Here is an 18,100-nt window from a genome sequence, read left to right as displayed (position 1 = left end):
CACTGGAAGAACACCGACTCGATCTCGACCACGATCACGCACTGTGGCGGCTTGCCCTTCATGGCCGTGCGCTCGAGCAGGGCCGGATCGGTGGTGATCCGGGCCCGGCCGTTGACGCGCAGGGTCTCGTTCTTGCCGGGCACGAGGAACAGCAACCCGACGCGCGGATCCTCGACCAGGTTGCGCAGGCTGTCGATGCGGTTGTTGCCGCGCCGCTCGGGCAGCGCGATGTGCCGGTCGTCGAGCACCTCGACGAAACCGGCCGGATCGCCACGCGGCGAGCAGTCCAGCCCGCCGGGGCCCTGCGTTGCCATGACATAGAACGGCGAGGCCTCGATCAGCCGTCGGTAGACCGGTACGAGGCGGTCGACCTCCTTCTTGATCGCCGCCTCGCCCGGGGTGTCGAACAGGGCCTCGAGCGCCGTGACTGAATCAATCTGATGCGGGTCCAAACGGAAGTCCTCGGGAGAATACCGGGCCCAAGGATACGGCAACGGCCGACCATTTCGACCGTCGCCGGCGGGCTTAGCGCATCGATTCGATCGACTGCGTGCGTTCGAACACCTCCGGCTTGATCACCGCGTAACCCTGCTGCTGATAATGGACCAGATCGGTGAAGGCCGAGGGCACCATGGTGATGAAGTCCTGGAAGTCCTCGCGGTCGTAGTCATAATCCTCGGCGGCCAGGCCGCAGACGTGGAATTTCACGCCCATGTCATGGTAGTACCGCATGCGGGCGACCGCATCCTCGTACTTTTCCTCGTTTTTCTTCGCGACGGTGACGATCTCGGTGCCGTGGATGATCACCACGATATCCATGTCGAGCGTCGGATCCATGTTGTAAGGGCTCGCCTGGAGCGGGTTGATCAGCGAGCGCACCCAGTACAGCGCGGCGCCGATCTTGTCGGGATCGTCGAGGTAGAAATCGTAAACCACCTGCGGCGGCTCGTAGTCGGGCGTGACGACCTTCGCCTGCGCCCAGGCCGACGAGGCGCCCAACAGGGACCAGGCCAAGGAAAACCACAACAGGAAGAACGGAACCACGAGGGTCCGGGCGGGAAAAATCGAGCATTTCATGGCGGCCACCTCTCGTCTTTGCGGTCGGCGCACCCGAATCGGCCGGCTCGACGTGTTCGGGCGACTGACCGGGCCGAGGGAAAACACCTCCCCTCGATTCAAGAGTAGGCCATCAACCATCCGGCGTGGCAGGAAAAACAACGCCAAGCAAACCGTGCAATTCGTTCGTCGGCTTTCAATCCTCGCGACGAGCGCAGACCGGCGTGTCGTCCGGATGCTCGACCGCACGGGCCACCCGGTCGACGAAGTCCCCCAACTCATCCGACGTCAACACCGACAGCATTCGGCTCATGATCGACGGATCGACAGGGGCGAAACTTGCCTGCCCGTTTTCCAGCGTCACCCATACCCCGGCCGAGATCGACGCCTCCATCCGACCCTCGCGGAACATCTCGGCCTCGGCCGCCTGGGTTTCCTCCTCGTACCAGCCCTCGATCCGGTCGGCCAGCGCGTCATCGATGTCATCGGGGATCGAGACGGTCGTCGCCTCCTCGGCCATCGGATCTCGGGCCACGGTCACATCGAGCCCCTCCGCCTCCAGGCGCTTGATGAAACCCGCGCCCCGATCGGGCGTTAGAAACGTGAACTCGTACATGGCTTCCCCCAATGAAAATTGCTCGCGCCGGCCACCCCTGACCGCAGGGGCGGCCGAGAACCTTTGCTATCCTACCGGTCCCTCGTTCACCCATGTCAACCGGAGCCCGATCCATGACGTTCTCGCGCGCCTACCCCGCCCATCGCCCGCGTCGCATGCGCCGTGACGCCTTCAGTCGTCGCCTGATGCAGGAGCACACGGTCTCGAGCAACGACCTGATCCTGCCGGTGTTCGTGCTCGAGGACCCCAACGGGCGCGAGCCGGTCGACTCCATGCCGGGCGTCGAACGACTCGGGATCGAGAACCTCTCGCGGCTGGCCGAACAGGCCCTCGAGCTGGGCATCCCGGTACTGGCGCTTTTCCCGGTCACCCCGCCCGAGGCCAAGTCCGAGCAGGCCGAGGCCGCCTTCGATCCGGACGGCCTGGTCCAGCGCACCGTGCGCGCGTTGAAGGAGCGCTTCCCGGAACTGGGGATCATGACCGACGTGGCCCTCGATCCCTACACCACCCACGGCCAGGACGGCATCGTCGACAGAAACGGCTACGTGCTCAACGACGAGACCGTCGAGGTGCTGGTCCGCCAGGCCGAGTCCCACGCCGATGCCGGCGCCGACATCGTCGCCCCCTCCGACATGATGGACGGGCGCATCGGCGCGATCCGCGCGCAACTCGAGGCCAGGGGGCACATCCACACCCGCATCATGGCCTACAGCGCCAAGTACGCCTCCGCCTTCTACGGGCCGTTCCGCGACGCGGTCGGCTCGGCGGCCAACCTGGGCAAGGCCGACAAGACCACCTACCAGATGGACCCGGCCAACGGCGACGAGGCCCTCCACGAGGTGGCCGCCGATCTGGCCGAGGGCGCGGACATGGTGATGGTCAAGCCGGGCATGCCGTACCTCGATGTGATCTACCGGGTGAAGCAGGAACTCAAGGCGCCGACCTTCGCCTACCACGTCTCCGGCGAGTACGCGATGCTCAAGGCCGCCGCGGAGCGCGGCTGGCTCGACTGGGACAAGTGCATCATGGAGACCCTGATCGGCTTCAAGCGCGCCGGTGCCGACGGCGTGCTCACCTACGCGGCCATGGACATCGCCCGCCAGCTACAGAAGTAACGCGGCCGGACCGACGGCGCCAATTGGACCAAGGGCGGGTTCTTGCCGGAGCCCGCCCTTCTTGCTGCATGCCCCGACCGATACCCCGCCCCCAGCCAGTCAGCGACGGCGACCGCCTGATCGATTCGCCCCTGAAAGCCCTGCCAGGCGCCCGATCTGCCGGTCGTGCCACCGGCCGAAGGCGATGATCGCGACCACCGCGCCAAGCAGGGCGAAGGCCATGTCGGACTGCGTATCCCAGGGGTCGCCCTGGGTGCCGAGGAACTCGACCGCCCCGCCACCGGCCACCATCGCCACGCCCCACTCGACCAGCTCGTAGACGGCGCTCACGGTCATCGCCACGCAGACCGCCAGAAAGGCGACCATCTGGCGACCACGGGCGAAATCGCCGCGGATCAGGATCTCGCGGGCCAGCAGGGTCGGGACCAGCCCCTGGAACAGGTGCCCGATCTTGTCGTAGGGATTGCGCTCGAGGTCGAACCACGCCTGGATCTCGAAACCCAGCGGCACGCGGGCATAGGTGTAGGCCCCGCCGTAGATCAGCACCAGGGCGTGGACGAACACCAGCACATAGAGCAACGGGGTCAGGGGAAAACACCGGCGGGAGAACCACAGGATCGGCAGCGCGATCACCGCCGGGGCGACCTCCAGCGCCCAGGTGGCGCGGTCGTGGGGATCGATGCCCGAGACGAGCAACGCGGCAAGGACCAGCAGCGTCCCGCCGATCAGCAGCCAGGGTGTTCCCAATCCCCGGTCGGGCCGGTCCATCAGTCGCCATGCCCCGGGACGAGCGAGACGTTGCCCGCCGCGTCCAGTGCCCAGAGTGGATTGTGGGCCACTTCCCAGAGGTGACCGTCCGGGTCGGCGAAGTAACCCGAACGGCCGCCCCAGAATGCGCGAGCTGCTGGCTTCACGATCCGTCCGCCGCCCCGTTCGGCCGCGGCGAGCACCTCGTCGACCTCCCCCGGCTGGCGCACGTTGTATGCCAGCGCAATCCCGGCAGACCCGCCGCCCTCGAGCGGCACCCCGGCATCGGCCGCCAGCGCCTCGCGCGGGTAGAGGGACAGGACGATCCCATTGAGCTGGAAAAACACGACCGACTCGGGCGCGCCACCGACCACCCAACCCAGCCCCCGCTCGTAGAAGGCCCGGGAGCGGGCCAGGTCGCTCACGCCCAGCGTGATCACACTCAGTCGTTGTTCCATCGCCCGCCCTCCCCTACCGGGTTGCCGAGGACCGCTCGCGGATCGCACCGAGAATCAGCCTCGCGAGGTTGCGGTCGACCAGCGGCTTGTGCTCGGGGGCGATGCGCGAGGCCCGCATGGCCTGTCGCCCGATGCGCAGCGAGTACAGCGCCACGGCCACGCCCTGCCCGGCCCGGGCACCGAGGTTGACCATCAGGTTCGAAGCCCAGCCCTCGCTGGCCGAGTCGAGCACGGTCTCGGTGGCCGAGGCGAAGGCCATGTTCTGCAGGATCATCCGGTATAGCCGCCAGCGGGCGGGGAAGGACAATCGCAACCCGTAGAGAGCGGCGATGGCGTTGACCATCCGCGCATTGCGCCAAGCGACCAGCAGCAGGTCGAGCGCGGGATAGGGGCTCGCGGCGATGAACAGCCCGGTGCGCACCACCTCGCGATGGATCAGCGCACGGGCCTGGGCATCCTGCTCGGCGTATCCGCGCTCCAGGGCCACCACCAGTTCCGTGGCGTGGCTGCCCGCGTCGATGCCGAGCAGGGCCTCCTCGAAGGCGTCTCGCCGCGGGTTCCCGGCGAGCAGGTGCTCGGCCGCCTCGCGCAGTTCGACCACCGACTCGCCCATCTCGCCTTCGCGCTCGGCCTCGGCCAGACGGCGGTTCAGCCGGGTGATGGCATCGATGTGGTGGCGCTGGCGCCAGGCCCGCCAGGCCAGCGCCAGGCCGATGCCTCCGACGCCCACACCGATGGCGAAGATCACCCAGGCGAGCGCCGGATGCGTGCCGTGCGCCCACCAGATCGCTTGCAACCAGTTGATCGTCAGCCAGGTCGTCGCCACGACACCCAGGAGCGTCGCCACCCAGGGAAAACCGCGTCGGGGCTCGATCAGGTCGGGGATCGCCTCCCCCTCATCCTCGTAGAGCGCCTCGGTATCGACATCCGGTACCGAGTCGCCCTGCGCGTGAATGCGGGTGGCCAGATGGCCGCCGAGCGGTGGTTGTTCGTCGTTCATCGAGGGACCTTATCCGTGTCTCGTTTCATGGGTCAGGACTCGCCGATCAGGAAGTCGAGCAGGGCATCGACGCGTCGCCCGGGAAACGGCCGGGCACGATCCAGACCGGCCGGCGGGGCCAGCATGGGCAGGTCGTCGATGGCCAGATCCAGATCGTGCGGCATCTGCTCGGGTATCGTCGGCGGGGTGAAGGCGATCTTCTGCCGCGAGCTTTTCTCGGTGCCCACCAGCATCGGCTGTCCGCGGGCGTCCTCGCGCGGCTGGGCGGCGGTCACCGCCGAGACGGCGAACAGGCGTAGCTCGACGTCCTTGCCCGCCAGGCGCTGGGTCAGTTCGAACAGGTAGCTGTCGAGCAGGCGGGCCAGGCGGGCCTGGTCGGCGGGCAGCAGATGGTCGATCTGGGTCGCGACGATCGCCACCCGCCGAATCCGCCGGGTGAACAGGTTGCCCAGCCAGTGCCCGTCACGGTAGCGAAACGGCTCGAGAATCGACTCGAGCGCCGCGCGCATGTCCGCCAGCGCCGCCCGGCCGCTGCGCAGCGCACCGAGCAGATCGACCAGGATCACCTGGGCATCCAGCCGGCCGAAGTGGGATTCGAAGAACGGCCGCGCGATCCGGTCGCGGTAATAGGTGAAGTGACGCTGGCAGACCTCTCCCCAGGAGCCCGCGGGGAAGTCTGCCTCCGGCTCTGCCGCCACTGTGGGCAACGGCAGGAAGGGCATGGCGTTCGGATCGAAGCCCTCGCCCGGCATCAGCCAGCGCCCGGGCAGGTTGCGCGACAGGCGATGCGGCGGCAGGCGGCTGTCGGCCAGCATCATCGACCAGCGGCCGGCAAGCGTCTCCAGTCGTTCGGGGTCGAGTGGCGCGGCCGGATCGATCGCCGCCAGCTCCTCGAGCAGACGCGGGGCGATCTCCCGGCGCGGGCTGCGCGCCAGCCAGTCATGCCAGTGGGCGCTGTACTCGGCGAACGACCAGTCGAGCAGGGAGAGGTCCAGCAGCCATTCGCCGGGATAATCGAACAGTTCGAGGCAGCGTCGCCGCGGGCGCAGCGAGTACCAGCGGCGGTCGTAATCCAGGGTCAGGCGCGCGATCGACCAGTCGCGCGTGGATTCCGGCCAGCTCGGGGGCTGGCCGGTCAGCGCGGTCAGGGCGTGGTCGTAATCGAACGCCCGCTCGATCTCCCGGTGCCAGCGACCGTGCCGGATGGCACCGAGCCCCACCTGCTCGGCGACCGCGCCGCGCCGGGCGTTTTCCAGGTGATTGATGATGGCCGTGATCAGGGTCGACTTGCCGGCACCGGACAGGCCGGTGATGCCGATACGCGTGACCGGACAACCGGCACGCGACGGCAAGGTTGGGTTATCGGTAGCCATTGATACGTTGTCCATGACCTGTGGGGCCCTTGCCGGTGGGCCACCGGAGGAGACATCCCGGCAAGTGAGGGGTGCCACGATGGTAGACGAGCCGGACGGAGCACCCAAGCCCGGCGCGGCACCTGGTGCATCCGTCCCGCTTTCGGACGATGGCCGGAACACGCTGGAGCCCCGGGCTGGCAGTCGAGGCCGGGGTGCATTAAAATGGGACCAATCCAGTTCGGTATTAGTCTTGACTAACTTTCTCCACCGGCCGGGCATCCCGCCGGAGGCGTAGCCCGAGCGCGATCCCGACAAGGCGACGATCACCCGATGTCCAATCCACACGCCAAGCTGCTGCGCATGGTCACCACCGCCTCGGTGACGCTGGCCCTGACGCTGATCGCGCTCAAGCTCGCGGCGAGCATCACCACCAACTCGGTGAGCATGCTCGCCTCGTTGATCGATTCGACCATGGACCTGCTGGCCTCGCTGGTCACGCTGGTCGCGGTGCGCATCGCCCTGCAGCCGCCGGACGAGGACCACCGCTACGGCCACGGCAAGGCCGAGCCGCTGGCCGCACTGGCCCAGGCCACGTTCATCGCCGGCTCGGGCGTGTTCCTGATGATCCAGGCACTCCAACGACTGGTTCGCCCGCAGGAGCTGTCCGCGATCGACTGGGGCGTGGGCGTGATGATCTTCTCGATGATCGCGACGCTCGCCTTGGTGAGCTTCCAGCGCTATGTCATCGCGAAGACCCGTTCACCGGCAATAAAGGCCGACGCGGCGCACTACACCATGGACTTCCTGGTCAACGCCTCGACCATCGCCGTGCTGATCCTGGCCGGCTACGGCGTGATGTGGCTCGACCCGGCCTTCGCCGCGGCGGTGGGCGTGTTCGTCCTCTACAGCGCCTGGAAGCTCGGCCGCGAGTCACTCGACCAGCTGATGGACCGAGAGGTGCTCGACGGCACCGAGATGCGCGTCGCCCAGATCGCGACCACGCACCCGTCGGTACACGCCGTCGACCAGATCCGCACCCGGCTGGCCGGACGCACGATGATCATCCAGCTCTACCTCTATCTCGACAATCACATCGACCTCAACCGCGCCCACCAGATCGGCGACGAGGTCGAGGCCAAGTTGCTGCGCACCTTCCCGGGGGCCGACGTGATGATCCACGAGGAGCCACTCTCGGCCTGGGAACCGGGCCGAGGCCCGTCGCCCATGCGCATCGAGCCGCTGACCACACGCCGGCCGCGTGCCGGCCAGTGCGAGACCTGCCGGGATCTGACCGACACCCGTCCCAGCCTCTGGCGGCGTCTGCCGCTGGTGCGAAACCTCGTCCGCGTTCGACTCTGACCGACGCGCCGGGCGCACTCCCGACCGAGCCCCTGAGCCAGGACTTCCCGACCGTCTGGCGACCCCGTCGGTTCGCCGCGCAGCAATCCGCGGGAGGGGGATGAATTCGACGATGGGGGAGCGTAGACTGATCAAGCGTCCGGCGCTTTCACGACGCGTGAACCGCCCGTCAATCCACACTTCAAGCAGAGGAGGCAATCATGGCCGACTCGGTATCCGCAGCCGGCAGCATGCAAACTGCCATGTCGAGCGCACAACTGTCACAGGAAGTGGGCATGCGTGTTCAGAAACAGGCGATGGAAACGCAGGAGAAGGCGATGGCGCCGTTGGTCGAGTCGATCAACCAGGGTGGCAGCCAGACCAACGCCACGTCCGAGAGCGGCTCGGTCGGCAGTCAGGTCAACACCTACGCCTGAACCAGGCCGGCCGAGGCTTCCACCGCCTCGGCGCTCGGCAAACGGTTTCATCATCCCCGGCACCGCCGGGGATTTTTCGTTGCGACACGAGCAACCGCCTTGGACGACATCACCCTGATCCAGCTGCTGCTGGCGAACCTGGCCATCTTCGCGGGCGCCTTCCTGCAGGGGCTGGCCGGCTACGGCATCGGCACCCTGTCCGCCCCACTGCTGTTCCTGGTCAGCCCGCTGCTCCTGCCCGGCCCGTTGATCCTCAATGCCGTGCTGCTGACGCTGCTGATCCTGTGGCGCAGTCGCTCGAGCCTGAGTTTCCGGCCGGTGCGCTTCGCCATCGGCGGCGATATCGTCGGCACCGTGCTGGCCGTGGTGACGCTGGCCATGCTCACGCCGAAGGGCTTCGAACTGGCCTTCGGCATCCTGATCCTGCTCGCCGTTTTCCTGAGCGTGATCGGCATCCATCCGGCACTCAACCCGCGTAACTCGGTGATTGCCGGCGCCGCCTCGGGCTACATGGGCACGATCACCGCCGTGGGCGGCCCGCCGATCGCCCTGGTCTACCAGAACGAGCGGGGCCCGATGGTGCGCGCCAACCTCTCGGCCTTCTTCCTGTTCGCCAGTCTCGCCAGCGCGGTGGCGCTGTTCTTTTCCGGCTTTATCGGCGCGCGCGAGTGGTGGCTGTTCGCCGCGCTGCTGCCGGGCACCCTGCTCGGCTTCATTGCCTCGGGGCACCTGGTCAACCGGATCCCGTTCGGCGCGCTGCGCCCGATCATCCTCGGCATCGCGACGATCGCAGGCGCAAGTGCCGTCATCAAGGCGCTGCTGCCCTGACCACTCGCCCGATGTGCGCGACCGGCGCGCTACAATGCCGGCCCGTTCCGGCCAGGCCCCGCATTCCATGAATGACTCCATCTCCCCGATCCGCGACGCCTCGTCCGCAAACCCCTGGCGCTTCTGCGTGGCGCCCATGCTTGACTGGACGGACCGGCACTATCGTTTCCTCGCCCGCCAGTTGAGCGAACACGCGCGGCTGTACACGGAAATGGTGACCACCGGCGCGCTGCTCCACGGCGACGTCGAGCGTCATCTGCGTTTCGATGAGGCCGAACACCCGGTCGCCCTGCAGCTGGGCGGCTCGGACCCGCGCGCGCTGGCCGAGGCGGCGCGAATCGGGGCCGACTGGGGCTACGACGAGATCAACCTCAACGTGGGCTGCCCCAGCGACCGGGTGCAGAACGGCGCGTTCGGTGCGTGCCTGATGGCCGAGCCGGCCCTGGTGGCCGAGTGCATCGCGGCCATGCGCGAGACGGTCGACGTACCGGTGACGGTCAAGAGCCGCATCGGCATCGATCACCAGGAAACCTACGAGGAGTTCCGCGAATTCGTCGACATCGTCGCCGACCGGGGCGGCGCGGAGGTGTTCATCGTCCACAGCCGCAAGGCCTGGCTCAAGGGGCTGTCGCCGAAGCAGAACCGCGACATCCCGCCGCTGCGCCCCGAGTTCGCCTCGCGGCTCAAGCGGGAACGCCCCGACCTGACCGTGGTGCTCAACGGCGGGCTGACCACCGTGGAATCGATGCGGGCGGCGCTCGGCGAGGTCGACGGGGTGATGGTGGGCCGGGCGGCCTACCAGAACGTGGGACTCCTGGCCGAGATCGATGCCGCCCTGTTCGGCGACACGACCCCCGTCGATCGCCTGGCCGCCCTGCGGGCCTATCGCGACTACGTCGCGGCCGAGGTCGAGCGCGGCACGCGCCTGCCCACCCTGGTCAAGCCCATCCTCACCCTGTTCCAGGGCCGACCCGGCGCCCGTGCCTATCGCCGGCACCTGAGCGAGCAGGCGCCCAAACGCCCCGACGACCCGCGCGTGATCGACGAGGCGATCGATCAATTGGGCTAGCCCCGCCGCTGCGAGACGACCGAGAACCCGTCGAGCACGAATGCGCTGCCAAATCCGTTGACGTAGCTGCCGGCCCCGGGGTGAAGGCCCAGCAGGTGGAAGTCCCCCAGCCCGCACAGGAGATCCACGGTCTTGCCGTGACGCTCGCGCAGGGCCGCGGTGATCATCGCGAAGCGCTCGTCCTCGCGGTCGATGGCCTCGACCCGAGCCGCCCAGTGGGCACGCTCGCGGGCGAAGGGATTGCGGGTGACCGACTGGTCGGCCAGCAGGGCAACGCGGGCCTCACCATGCTCGATCAGCGGTCGGGTATGGGCAGCCAGCTCGCTTGCCAGCACCCAGAACGCGCCCTCGTGACGCACGAATGGCAGCGTACCGATCTCCGGCAGCGCCTGCCCGTCGGGCGTGACGGCCACCACGATCGCAGACTGGCCACCGACAAACCCGGCCAGCCGCTCGGCCTCGAGGGCCGGATCGGGCCGGGCGGCGGGTGGGGACGATGCAGCGCGGACCATCGCCCTAGCCCGCCTCGGCGTAGGCCGCCTGCAGTTGCATGACCCGCTTGACGTAGGTGCGCGTCTCATCGAAGGGCGGGATGCCCCCGTAACGCTTCACCGCCCCTTCGCCAGCGTTGTAGGCGGCCACCGCCAGTTCGCGATCGCCCTGGAACAGGTCCAGCAACAGCGCGAGGTAGGCCACGCCGCCGGCGATGTTGTCCTCGGGATCGAAACGATCGCCCACGTCGAAGCGGGCCGCCGTCGCCGGCATCAGCTGCATCAGTCCCCCGGCACCCTTGGGCGAGACCGCGTCCGGCCGGAAGGCGCTCTCGGCATGGATCACCGCGCGGACCAGGGTCGGATCGACCCCGTAGAGACCGGCGAAGCGGTTGACCGGCTCGGCGTAGCGATCGCGGTCGAGGCGAGGCATGACGCGGTAGCCGTCCTGCCAGCCCTTGGGCTTGGTCGCCTCGCTCTTGCGCCAGAGCGTGTAGGGCTCGTCGGCCGACTGCTGCGGCACGTTGGTCAGGTGCACCACACCCTGGGCATCGCGGTACTTGTAGACATCGGCCTGCGCCGCCCCGACGGCCAGCAGGGAGACCAGCACGGAGACAGCAACCACCGGGGTCGAGGCGGTGATCCTCGACCCGGCCGGCCCGCGACCGGGCATCCGTTTGGCGGCATTCCTATTCTCGCGGCGCTTGCTTACACTGGCAGGCATGAATCTCAACACCGGCATTCCTCATTCCATCGAGCACGATCCATTCGATCAGTTGATGGATCTCTACGAGCAGAACTATATCCTGATTCGTCGCCTGCTCGGCGACCTGCGTCGACTGGCACCCGGCGACGAATTCACCCTGGGCTTCTCGGTGGTCGCCAGGGTTACCGAACGCGGTCGCTTCACCCTGGAGCTTGACTTCACCGACCACGAGATCCTCGATTCGACCAGTCGCCCGGTGACACTCCGCGTGCGGGTCTACCTCGACGCTCGCTCGGCCGAACTGCACGATCCGCGTCACCCCGCCACCTGCCTGCAGGCCGACCGTACCGAGTGTAATCGGGCGAGACAGTCACGCAACCGCATGTTGCAACGCTGGCTCCTGGCCCGGCTGCGCCACCACTGAGCCTGTTCGGGAACGATGACGGCACGCGCCTCCCGGCAACCGCGGCAAGACGCCCCCAAGAACGACTTGACACGGGGACGGTTCCTGATGAAAATTGCGCCCCCTCAAGCGGGAATAGCTCAGCTGGTAGAGCACAACCTTGCCAAGGTTGGGGTCGCCGGTTCGAATCCGGTTTCCCGCTCCAGATCGCGGCTGGATGGCAGAGTGGCTATGCACCGGATTGCAAATCCGTTTACCCCGGTTCGACTCCGGGTCCAGCCTCCAACATTGATGACCATCACGGATAACCCGCCTCGCGCGGGTTTTTCTGTGTCTGTCAGACCCCCCTCACGTGCCGGCCGCAGGCCGCCGGACCGACGACGGGCGCTGCAGGCGACATGACCGACCCGCACCTCCATCCCGACCGATTCAAGATCCAGGACGAACCAGCCTTCCGTGGCCGCCGGTTGCTCTGGTTCGCGTTGCTGTTCATCGGCCTGAGCGCGGCCGGCATCTGGGCGGTCTATTCGCAGGTCGCCGGCCACGAGATCGTCTGGGATTCCCGCCTTCTGGGCTGGCAGCTGATCCTCGCGAGTCTTGCCTTGATGCTGGTCTACTTCGTAGCCGACGGGTTGCGACTGTGGTTCACCTTGCGGGCGCTGGGTCACTCGATCCCGTTGTCGGCGATGGCCCGGCTGGTGTTTCTCAACATTTTCGTCTCCAACATCACGCCACTGGCCACCGGCGGCGGAGTGGCCCAGGTATGGTTCATGCGCCGGCGCGGCGTCCCGGTGGGTACCGGCCTGACCGCCACCACCATTCGCACGGCACTCGCGGTGCTGTTCATCTTCGGTGCCACGCCGATCCTGCTGGTCACGCTTCCGGGCGCGGAAGAAGCGGCGCGGAGCAATTCGCTGGTGATCACCCTGAGCGTGTCGGTCGCCCTGTATCTGGCGTTCTTCACGATACTGATAACCCGCAGCAACTGGCTGCTTCGCCCGATGCTGGGCATGCTCAAGATACTGCGACGTCTGCACCTGATCGGCCCGCGGCGGCACTGGCGCTGGCGCCACCGGCTGGTGCGTGAACTGCAGCGTTTCGCTCACGGCTTCGTCCGCTACTTCCAGGGACGCAAGCTCGATATCGCCGCCTCGTTCGTCTTCACGGCGATCTTCCTGCTGGCGCTGTTCTCGTTCCCCGCCCTGCTCTTCTGGGCGCTGGGCTACGGCTTCGACTACTGGCTGGTGATCGGCCGGATGGTGATGACCACCTTCGTGATGTACTTCTCACCCACGCCGGGGGCCTCGGGCATCGCCGAGGGGGTGTTCGGCTATTTCTTCCGTGACGTGGTCACCGCCTCGCACCTGGTGCTGGTCACCGTGGCGTGGCGGGCGCTGACGATCTACGTGGGCATGCTGATCGGACTGTTCGTCACCCAGCGGGAAATCGCCGCCACGCGGCGAGGCACGTCATGAGCCGATTGTCGGAGAAACTGACGCCCCGCCGGCTCAAGCTGGCCTTCTACCTGACGCTGATGGCCATCCTGCTGCTGGTCGGCTACCGCGTATATCTCTCGATCTTCGAGGGCACCTACCATGCCGTCCATGCCGAGCAGATCGAGCGGATACAGGACCGGGCGGACAACCGGACCGACGGCGAACTGCACTTCGCCGTGGTCGGCAACATCAACAACTCGGTCGGCCTGTTCGAGCGCAAGATGATCCCGCGCCTCAACCGCGCGGGACCGGATTTCGTGGTCTCGGCCGGGAATGCGGTCAGCGGCGGGGGCGAGGACAAGTACCGCGCCCTCTACCGCACGCTTTCGCACCTGGAGATGCCCTACCTGCTCACCGTGGGCGAGAAGGAAAGCGGCGCGTTCGGCTCGTTCAACTTCTACGAGCACTTCGGGCCGTACTTCTTCAGCTTTCGCACCGGCGGCAGCCAGTTCCTGTTCCTCGACAGCACGGACCCGGACACCTACCCCTTCCAGCTCCACTGGCTCAAGGAGCAGTTGCGCGACCCGTCTGCGGATCATCGATTCGTCTTCATCGGCCACCCGCTGTTTCACACCGCGCGACGCAGCCCGCTCGATTTCGACGACCAGTACCTGACCGACGCGACTTTCCGTGACCGCCTGCACGACCTTTTCCGGATGCATGACGTCGACGCGGTGTTTTCCAGCAACCTGCATCTGTTTGACCAGCAGACGCGCGACGGGGTGCGCTACGTGGTCACCGGCGGGGCCGGGGGGCTAGTGCTAAACGACGACACCAGCTACTACCACTACGTCGACGTGACAACCGACGATGGCGAGGTGGAAATCGCCGTCGAACGGCTCGACATCGGCCAGCACCAGTTCTTCAAGACGCTGGAGAGCCTGTGGTTCTTCATCCACTCGCTGTTCTACGTGGGCCACCTCAACTTCCTGCTGGTCCTCGGCCTGCTCATCCTGCTGGCAATCAAGCTCTACAGCACGATCTTCGTCGAGCGCGACTACTACCGGAACTACGACATCGACACCTCACCCTGGACAGGCCGGACACTGTCGATCGCCATGGTGACCAACAACTACCTGCCCTTCATCGGCGGGGTGCCCATCTCGATCGACCGACTGCGACGCGGCCTGGAGCAGTTGAGCCATCACGTGCGAATCATCGCGCCGAGCTACGCCAATCAGGACGACCGGGACAGCGACGTGATCCGTGTCCCTTCGCTGTTGAGCATGGGGCGCCACGGCGAATTCCGCCTGGCCAACCCGCTCTCGCCGCGGATTCGTCGCGGTCTGAAGACCTTCGCCCCCGACCTGATTCACATCCACCATCCCTTCTGGCTGGGGTGGGTCGCGCACTGGCACGCGCGTCGGCTCAAGGTGCCGACGGTGTTCACCTACCACACCCGCCTGGAGCATTACTCGCACTACGTGCCGCTGCCGGGGCCTCTGTTCCGCAACCTGATCGCGCACACGGCCATCCGGCGGTTCGCCAATCGCTGCGACGGGGTGATCGTGCCGACCGAGTCGGCCGAGGAATACCTGCGGGTGATCGGGGTGACCACGCCGATCTACGTGCATCCGACCGGTATCGACTTCGACCGCTTCCAGGCCGATGACCCCGAGGCGGTCGAGGCCCTGCGTCTCAAGCACGGCATCGGCCCGGACGAGCGCGTGCTGGTGAGCGTCTCGCGGCTTTCCCGGGAAAAGAACATCGACTTCCTGATCGCGGCGATGGACGAACTGCATCGGCGCAGCGACCGGCCGTTTCGCTGCCTGATCATCGGTGACGGCGACGAGCACGAGCGCCTGCAGACACGCATCGACGCGCTCGACCTGACCCCGGTAGTCACCCTGGTCGGCGCGGTTTCACCCGACGAGATGGCGCGTTACTACCAGTTGGGGGATGCGTTCGCGTTCGCCTCGAAGTCGGAGACCCAGGGCATGGTCATCCTCGAGGCCATGGCGGCGGGACTGCCGGTGGTGGCGGTCCGTTCGAGCGGCATCGACGACGTAGTGAACCACGAGAGCAACGGCTTCAAGACCGCCGAGGACATCGATCACTGGGCCACCGCCGCGGGGCGATTGATCGAGGACGACGCGTTGCGCTCGGCGATGGCCGAGCGGGCGACGGCCACCGCCAGGCGACACGCCATCGACCACTTCGCCCGCGACGTGGCCATGACCTATGCCCAGGTACTCGCCCTCTACCATCGCCCCCGGAACGAGACGCGCGGCAAATCCTGATCCCGGCACCCCGGCCCCATACACGGGACGCACGCCGCTCCTGTCAGAGCGGGTGGCGCCACTCGCTCAGCGCCGACTGTGCCGAGGCACTCAGGCGACCGAGCAGACCGCGCTTCTTTATCGGCTGGACGATCTCGAAGGCCTCGCCCTGATCCACCGCCGCGAGGATCTGATCGTCGCTGGTGCCAATCTCGTCGATCAGGCCCAGCTCGAGGGCGTCCTCGCCGTACCAGTGCTCGCCGGTGGCGAGTTTCTCCAGGTCCAGTTGCGGGCGGTAGCGATTGAGGAAATCCTTGAACAGCACGTGCGTCTGCTCGAGCTCCTCGCGGAACTTCTCCCGGCCGGCCTCGGTGTTCTCGCCCAGCAGCGTCAGGGTGCGCTTGTACTGCCCGGCGGTGTGCAGTTCGACATCGATATCGTTGCGCTTCAACAGGCGATGGATGTTGGGCAACTGGGCGACCACGCCGATCGAGCCGACGATGGCGAACGGCGCGGCCACGATGCGGTTGGCAACGGCCGCCATCATGTAGCCGCCGCTGGCCGCGACCCGGTCGACCACGGCAACCAGTTCGATCCCCGCGGTACGCAGGCGAGCGAGCTGGGCGGCCGCCAGCCCGTACCCCGGCACCACGCCGCCCGGGCTGTCGAGCACCAGCAGCACCCGGTCGTGCCCCGGCTCGGCCACCTGCAGCACGGCGCTGACCTCCTCGCGCAGGGCCTCGACCGCCGAGGCGCGGATGTCGCCATGGAAGCGCAGCACGAACGTGCGTGGGGACTTCGCCTCCTCGTCCCCCTCCCCGGCCCCTTGCGTGATTGTCTTGCCGACGGCGACAGACACCTCGCCCTCGTTCTTCGTCTTGCTTCCGGGCAACCGCTGGCGCAGCTCGGCCCACTTGGCCTTCCAGCCATCGTCGGACTTTTTCAGCGCCTCGCGCAACTGCTTGCTACGCGACTCGATCTCCTCGTTGAGCCGGCGGATCTTCAGCGGCTTGAGTCGGCCGTCGCCGGCCTGGGTATTGCGCGCCTGCGCCACGATCGAAACCACCGCGGCCACGACGAAAATCACGGCGACCGCCAGCGTCAGCGTCTTGAGGAGAAACAGGAAATACTCGGGCCACATGGACGATTTACTCCGGGCAAAGAAGCGCAGTATAGACGTGGCGGTCGGCCCCGGAAAAAGTGACTAGAATCGAGACGGGGCAAGGGTAAATCCAAGGGTAGATCCCGGGCCGCCCCGCCCCGAAGACAGGCACCGACCATCCGGAGGAGATCGCATGCAGCCACCGTTTCACCCCTTGAGTGAACTGTTCGAACAGCTCGGCCTGGATGCCAGCGAGCAAGATATCGAGGCATTCATCGATCGCCACTCGCCCCTGCCGAGCGAGGTGGCACTGAGCGACGCGCCGTTCTGGAACGAGAACCAGCGTCGCTTCCTGCGCGAATCACTGGCCGAGGACGCCGACTGGGCCGAGGCCGTCGACCACCTCGACGCCCGACTGCGGGACTGATGCCGATGACGAAACGCGGGGTCGCCATCGGCGGACTGCTCGCCACCTTACTGCTGCTGTCGGCCTGCGGCCCGCATTACCCGCTGAACATACCGGAAGAACAATGGCTGAAAATGGATGCCGATGCCCAGCAGCAGGCTCGCCTCGAGCAGGCCGAGGTCGACCGGGCACGCGCCGAGGCGCGACGGCAGGAGGCCCAGGCCCGCGAGGCCGAGGCCAGCGCCCGGGCCGCCGAGCTTTCCCATGCCCGCGCCACCGCCGGACCCGGCGAGCGGGTCCAGTGCGTGCTGGATCGCGCCGAGCTTCATTACGGCGGCAAGTGGCGGCCTGCCGAACCCATCGGGCTCGACCTGGTAGCGGGCATGCCCATCGAGTTCGAACTACAGCGACAGGACGAACGCTACCGGGCGCGCCGCGGCACGGCACGTTTTGACGGCATGGAGATTCGCCTTTGCCCGGAGTACTCCCGTTCCGATTGCGCCCGGCTGGTCGCCACACAAGGCGAACTGCGCCGGGGCAAGAGCCGACAGGTCACGAGCCACGACTTCCTGCGCGGCCGGCTGCACTGCGAGGCCACGCTCGGTCCGGACCACCCGGCATGGGAACCACGGCGTTATTACTGACTCGACAAGGAAGCCCTAGCTCGCCAGCCGCCGCGCCCAGGCCCGTCGCAACTGCCCCATTGCCTGGTCGATCACCCGCGTGGGCGTCGCGAGGTTGATCCGCATGTAACCCCGGCCCGGTTCGCCGAAGATGATGCCCTGGCTCAGTCCAAGCCCCGCCTCGTCGATAAAGAAGCGTTGCAGGGTCCGGTCCTCGGGATCCGAAGCCGCGTCAGACAGGCCCAGCCCGCGGCAATCCAGCCACAGGAGATAGGTCGCCTCGGGCGCCATCGGCTCGATCGGCAGATCCCGGACCGCCTCGATCACCCGGTCACGATTGCCGGCGATGTGCCGCATCAATTCGCCCGGCCAGCGCGCGCCCCGCGTGTAGGCGGCCTTCAACGCCGTCAGGCCGAACACCGAGCCCTCGCCCAGATGCATGCCGCGCCGCTCGCGATCGAAGCACTTGCGAATCCCGGCATCGGGAATCACCGCGTAGCCGCCGCCGATGCCGGCGGTGTTGAAGGTCTTGCCCGGCGCGGTGACCGTGAACCAGCGACAGCCCGCCGCATCGGCCACGTCGGCGAACGGCGTGTGCCTGACGCCCGGATAGGTCAGATCCATGTGGATCTCGT

21 protein-coding genes and 2 tRNA genes are annotated in these 18,100 nt (G+C 67.2%); 12 read left to right on the top strand and 11 right to left on the bottom strand.

All coding sequences use genetic code 11. The features are described 5' to 3' along the window. The 3 genes from ACLFRM_RS05575 to ACLFRM_RS05565 all read right to left on the bottom strand — a co-directional run. Positions 1-452: MSMEG_1061 family FMN-dependent PPOX-type flavoprotein (locus tag ACLFRM_RS05575; protein WP_410754731.1), on the bottom strand; the 452-nt coding region annotated here is incomplete at its 3' end. 73 nt (positions 453-525) lie between these two features. Continuing rightward, the gene (locus ACLFRM_RS05570) at positions 526-1,077 is read right to left on the bottom strand and encodes a DsrE family protein (RefSeq protein ID WP_410754730.1); all 552 of its coding nucleotides are present in this window, start codon (positions 1,075-1,077) and stop codon (positions 526-528) included. Between the two features lie 175 nt (positions 1,078-1,252). Then, a complete protein-coding gene (locus tag ACLFRM_RS05565; RefSeq protein ID WP_410754729.1) occupies positions 1,253-1,672 on the bottom strand; it encodes a hypothetical protein in 420 nt (139 codons plus the stop codon). A gap of 113 nt (positions 1,673-1,785) precedes the next feature. On the opposite strand from ACLFRM_RS05565, the gene hemB reads away from it, so the two are divergent. Beyond that, positions 1,786-2,787 carry a porphobilinogen synthase gene (gene hemB / locus ACLFRM_RS05560; protein WP_410754728.1) on the top strand — a complete coding sequence of 334 codons (1,002 nt, stop codon included), beginning with the start codon at positions 1,786-1,788 and terminating at the stop codon, positions 2,785-2,787. Positions 2,788-2,886: 99 nt separating this feature from the next. On the opposite strand, the gene ACLFRM_RS05555 is transcribed toward hemB, so the two are convergent. From ACLFRM_RS05555 to ACLFRM_RS05540, 4 genes are read right to left on the bottom strand one after another with little or no spacing between them, the layout of a single operon-like run. Next, a complete protein-coding gene (locus tag ACLFRM_RS05555) occupies positions 2,887-3,555 on the bottom strand; it encodes a DUF2238 domain-containing protein (protein WP_410754727.1) in 669 nt (222 codons plus the stop codon). Then, positions 3,555-3,992, bottom strand: a complete 438-nt coding sequence (locus tag ACLFRM_RS05550) for a VOC family protein (protein ID WP_410754726.1) — start codon at positions 3,990-3,992, stop codon at positions 3,555-3,557. The genes ACLFRM_RS05555 and ACLFRM_RS05550 overlap by 1 nt, the downstream gene beginning before the upstream one ends. Before the next feature lie 13 nt (positions 3,993-4,005). After that, the gene (locus ACLFRM_RS05545) at positions 4,006-4,992 is read right to left on the bottom strand and encodes a DUF697 domain-containing protein (protein WP_410754725.1); all 987 of its coding nucleotides are present in this window, start codon (positions 4,990-4,992) and stop codon (positions 4,006-4,008) included. 32 nt (positions 4,993-5,024) lie between these two features. Further along, positions 5,025-6,365, bottom strand: a complete 1,341-nt coding sequence (locus tag ACLFRM_RS05540) for a YcjX family protein (RefSeq protein ID WP_410754724.1) — start codon at positions 6,363-6,365, stop codon at positions 5,025-5,027. A 312-nt stretch (positions 6,366-6,677) separates the two neighbouring features. Between ACLFRM_RS05540 and ACLFRM_RS05535 the strand changes: the two genes are divergently transcribed. The 4 genes from ACLFRM_RS05535 (at position 6,678) to dusA (ending at position 10,019) form a co-directional block, all read left to right on the top strand. Continuing rightward, positions 6,678-7,706, top strand: a complete 1,029-nt coding sequence (locus ACLFRM_RS05535) for a cation diffusion facilitator family transporter (RefSeq protein ID WP_410754723.1) — start codon at positions 6,678-6,680, stop codon at positions 7,704-7,706. 200 nt (positions 7,707-7,906) lie between these two features. After that, positions 7,907-8,122, top strand: a complete 216-nt coding sequence (locus ACLFRM_RS05530) for a putative motility protein (protein ID WP_410754722.1) — start codon at positions 7,907-7,909, stop codon at positions 8,120-8,122. A 99-nt stretch (positions 8,123-8,221) separates the two neighbouring features. Then, a complete protein-coding gene (locus tag ACLFRM_RS05525; RefSeq protein WP_410754721.1) occupies positions 8,222-8,950 on the top strand; it encodes a sulfite exporter TauE/SafE family protein in 729 nt (242 codons plus the stop codon). Between the two features lie 67 nt (positions 8,951-9,017). Continuing rightward, positions 9,018-10,019, top strand: a complete 1,002-nt coding sequence (dusA, locus tag ACLFRM_RS05520) for a tRNA dihydrouridine(20/20a) synthase DusA (protein WP_410754720.1) — start codon at positions 9,018-9,020, stop codon at positions 10,017-10,019. Here the strand turns inward: dusA and ACLFRM_RS05515 are convergent. Next, positions 10,016-10,531, bottom strand: a complete 516-nt coding sequence (locus tag ACLFRM_RS05515) for a hypothetical protein (protein ID WP_410754719.1) — start codon at positions 10,529-10,531, stop codon at positions 10,016-10,018. The genes dusA and ACLFRM_RS05515 overlap by 4 nt on opposite strands. 4 nt (positions 10,532-10,535) lie before the next feature. Continuing rightward, the gene (locus ACLFRM_RS05510; protein ID WP_410754732.1) at positions 10,536-11,183 is read right to left on the bottom strand and encodes a lytic transglycosylase domain-containing protein; all 648 of its coding nucleotides are present in this window, start codon (positions 11,181-11,183) and stop codon (positions 10,536-10,538) included. Positions 11,184-11,232: 49 nt separating this feature from the next. Here ACLFRM_RS05510 and ACLFRM_RS05505 point away from each other — a divergent pair, with 49 nt between their 5' ends. From ACLFRM_RS05505 to ACLFRM_RS05485, 5 genes are all read left to right on the top strand, one after another. Further along, a complete protein-coding gene (locus ACLFRM_RS05505) occupies positions 11,233-11,640 on the top strand; it encodes a DUF1249 domain-containing protein (RefSeq protein ID WP_410754718.1) in 408 nt (135 codons plus the stop codon). 108 nt (positions 11,641-11,748) lie between these two features. Continuing rightward, positions 11,749-11,824: transfer RNA gene (locus ACLFRM_RS05500), tRNA-Gly, on the top strand. 6 nt (positions 11,825-11,830) lie between these two features. Beyond that, a tRNA-Cys gene (locus ACLFRM_RS05495) sits at positions 11,831-11,904 on the top strand. Between the two features lie 113 nt (positions 11,905-12,017). Beyond that, complete coding sequence (locus tag ACLFRM_RS05490; RefSeq protein ID WP_410754717.1) at positions 12,018-13,094, top strand: lysylphosphatidylglycerol synthase transmembrane domain-containing protein; 1,077 nt, start codon at positions 12,018-12,020, stop codon at positions 13,092-13,094. Further along, the gene (locus ACLFRM_RS05485; RefSeq protein ID WP_410754716.1) at positions 13,091-15,355 is read left to right on the top strand and encodes a glycosyltransferase; all 2,265 of its coding nucleotides are present in this window, start codon (positions 13,091-13,093) and stop codon (positions 15,353-15,355) included. Before ACLFRM_RS05490 ends, ACLFRM_RS05485 begins: the two co-directional genes overlap by 4 nt. 43 nt (positions 15,356-15,398) lie before the next feature. Here the strand turns inward: ACLFRM_RS05485 and sohB are convergent, their stop codons facing one another. Continuing rightward, a complete protein-coding gene (gene sohB / locus ACLFRM_RS05480) occupies positions 15,399-16,475 on the bottom strand; it encodes a protease SohB (RefSeq protein WP_410754715.1) in 1,077 nt (358 codons plus the stop codon). 154 nt (positions 16,476-16,629) lie between these two features. Here sohB and ACLFRM_RS05475 point away from each other — a divergent pair, with 154 nt between their 5' ends. Both ACLFRM_RS05475 and ACLFRM_RS05470 read left to right on the top strand, forming a co-directional pair. Next, on the top strand, positions 16,630-16,863 hold the full coding sequence (locus ACLFRM_RS05475; protein WP_410754714.1) for a DUF2789 domain-containing protein: 234 nt from the start codon (positions 16,630-16,632) through the stop codon (positions 16,861-16,863). Positions 16,864-16,868: 5 nt separating this feature from the next. Further along, positions 16,869-17,486: a hypothetical protein gene (locus tag ACLFRM_RS05470; RefSeq protein ID WP_410754713.1), complete on the top strand. Its 618-nt coding sequence runs from the start codon at positions 16,869-16,871 to the stop codon at positions 17,484-17,486. 15 nt (positions 17,487-17,501) lie between these two features. Here ACLFRM_RS05470 and ACLFRM_RS05465 read toward each other — a convergent pair. Continuing rightward, positions 17,502-18,100, bottom strand: a 599-nt coding sequence (locus ACLFRM_RS05465) for an aminotransferase class I/II-fold pyridoxal phosphate-dependent enzyme (protein WP_410754712.1), incomplete at its 5' end; no start/stop codon positions are given.

The organism is Guyparkeria sp. (genome assembly GCF_046540515.1).
Taxonomy (GTDB): Bacteria; Pseudomonadota; Gammaproteobacteria; order Halothiobacillales; family Halothiobacillaceae; genus Guyparkeria.
This window is presented reverse-complemented; position numbering and strand designations above follow the sequence as displayed.

Coding starts and splice junctions, on each gene's coding strand:
- dusA (WP_410754720.1), top strand. CDS start 9,018: ATGAATGACTCCATCTCCCCGATCCGCGACGCCTCGTCCGCAAACCCC.
- ACLFRM_RS05530 (WP_410754722.1), top strand. CDS start 7,907: ATGGCCGACTCGGTATCCGCAGCCGGCAGCATGCAAACTGCCATGTCG.
- ACLFRM_RS05545 (WP_410754725.1), bottom strand. CDS start 4,992: ATGAACGACGAACAACCACCGCTCGGCGGCCATCTGGCCACCCGCATT.
- ACLFRM_RS05470 (WP_410754713.1), top strand. CDS start 16,869: ATGACGAAACGCGGGGTCGCCATCGGCGGACTGCTCGCCACCTTACTG.
- ACLFRM_RS05490 (WP_410754717.1), top strand. CDS start 12,018: ATGACCGACCCGCACCTCCATCCCGACCGATTCAAGATCCAGGACGAA.
- ACLFRM_RS05550 (WP_410754726.1), bottom strand. CDS start 3,992: ATGGAACAACGACTGAGTGTGATCACGCTGGGCGTGAGCGACCTGGCC.
- ACLFRM_RS05515 (WP_410754719.1), bottom strand. CDS start 10,531: ATGGTCCGCGCTGCATCGTCCCCACCCGCCGCCCGGCCCGATCCGGCC.
- ACLFRM_RS05505 (WP_410754718.1), top strand. CDS start 11,233: ATGAATCTCAACACCGGCATTCCTCATTCCATCGAGCACGATCCATTC.
- ACLFRM_RS05540 (WP_410754724.1), bottom strand. CDS start 6,365: ATGGCTACCGATAACCCAACCTTGCCGTCGCGTGCCGGTTGTCCGGTC.
- ACLFRM_RS05570 (WP_410754730.1), bottom strand. CDS start 1,077: ATGAAATGCTCGATTTTTCCCGCCCGGACCCTCGTGGTTCCGTTCTTC.
- ACLFRM_RS05510 (WP_410754732.1), bottom strand. CDS start 11,183: ATGCCCGGTCGCGGGCCGGCCGGGTCGAGGATCACCGCCTCGACCCCG.
- ACLFRM_RS05475 (WP_410754714.1), top strand. CDS start 16,630: ATGCAGCCACCGTTTCACCCCTTGAGTGAACTGTTCGAACAGCTCGGC.
- ACLFRM_RS05565 (WP_410754729.1), bottom strand. CDS start 1,672: ATGTACGAGTTCACGTTTCTAACGCCCGATCGGGGCGCGGGTTTCATC.
- hemB (WP_410754728.1), top strand. CDS start 1,786: ATGACGTTCTCGCGCGCCTACCCCGCCCATCGCCCGCGTCGCATGCGC.
- sohB (WP_410754715.1), bottom strand. CDS start 16,475: ATGTGGCCCGAGTATTTCCTGTTTCTCCTCAAGACGCTGACGCTGGCG.
- ACLFRM_RS05555 (WP_410754727.1), bottom strand. CDS start 3,555: ATGGACCGGCCCGACCGGGGATTGGGAACACCCTGGCTGCTGATCGGC.
- ACLFRM_RS05535 (WP_410754723.1), top strand. CDS start 6,678: ATGTCCAATCCACACGCCAAGCTGCTGCGCATGGTCACCACCGCCTCG.
- ACLFRM_RS05485 (WP_410754716.1), top strand. CDS start 13,091: ATGAGCCGATTGTCGGAGAAACTGACGCCCCGCCGGCTCAAGCTGGCC.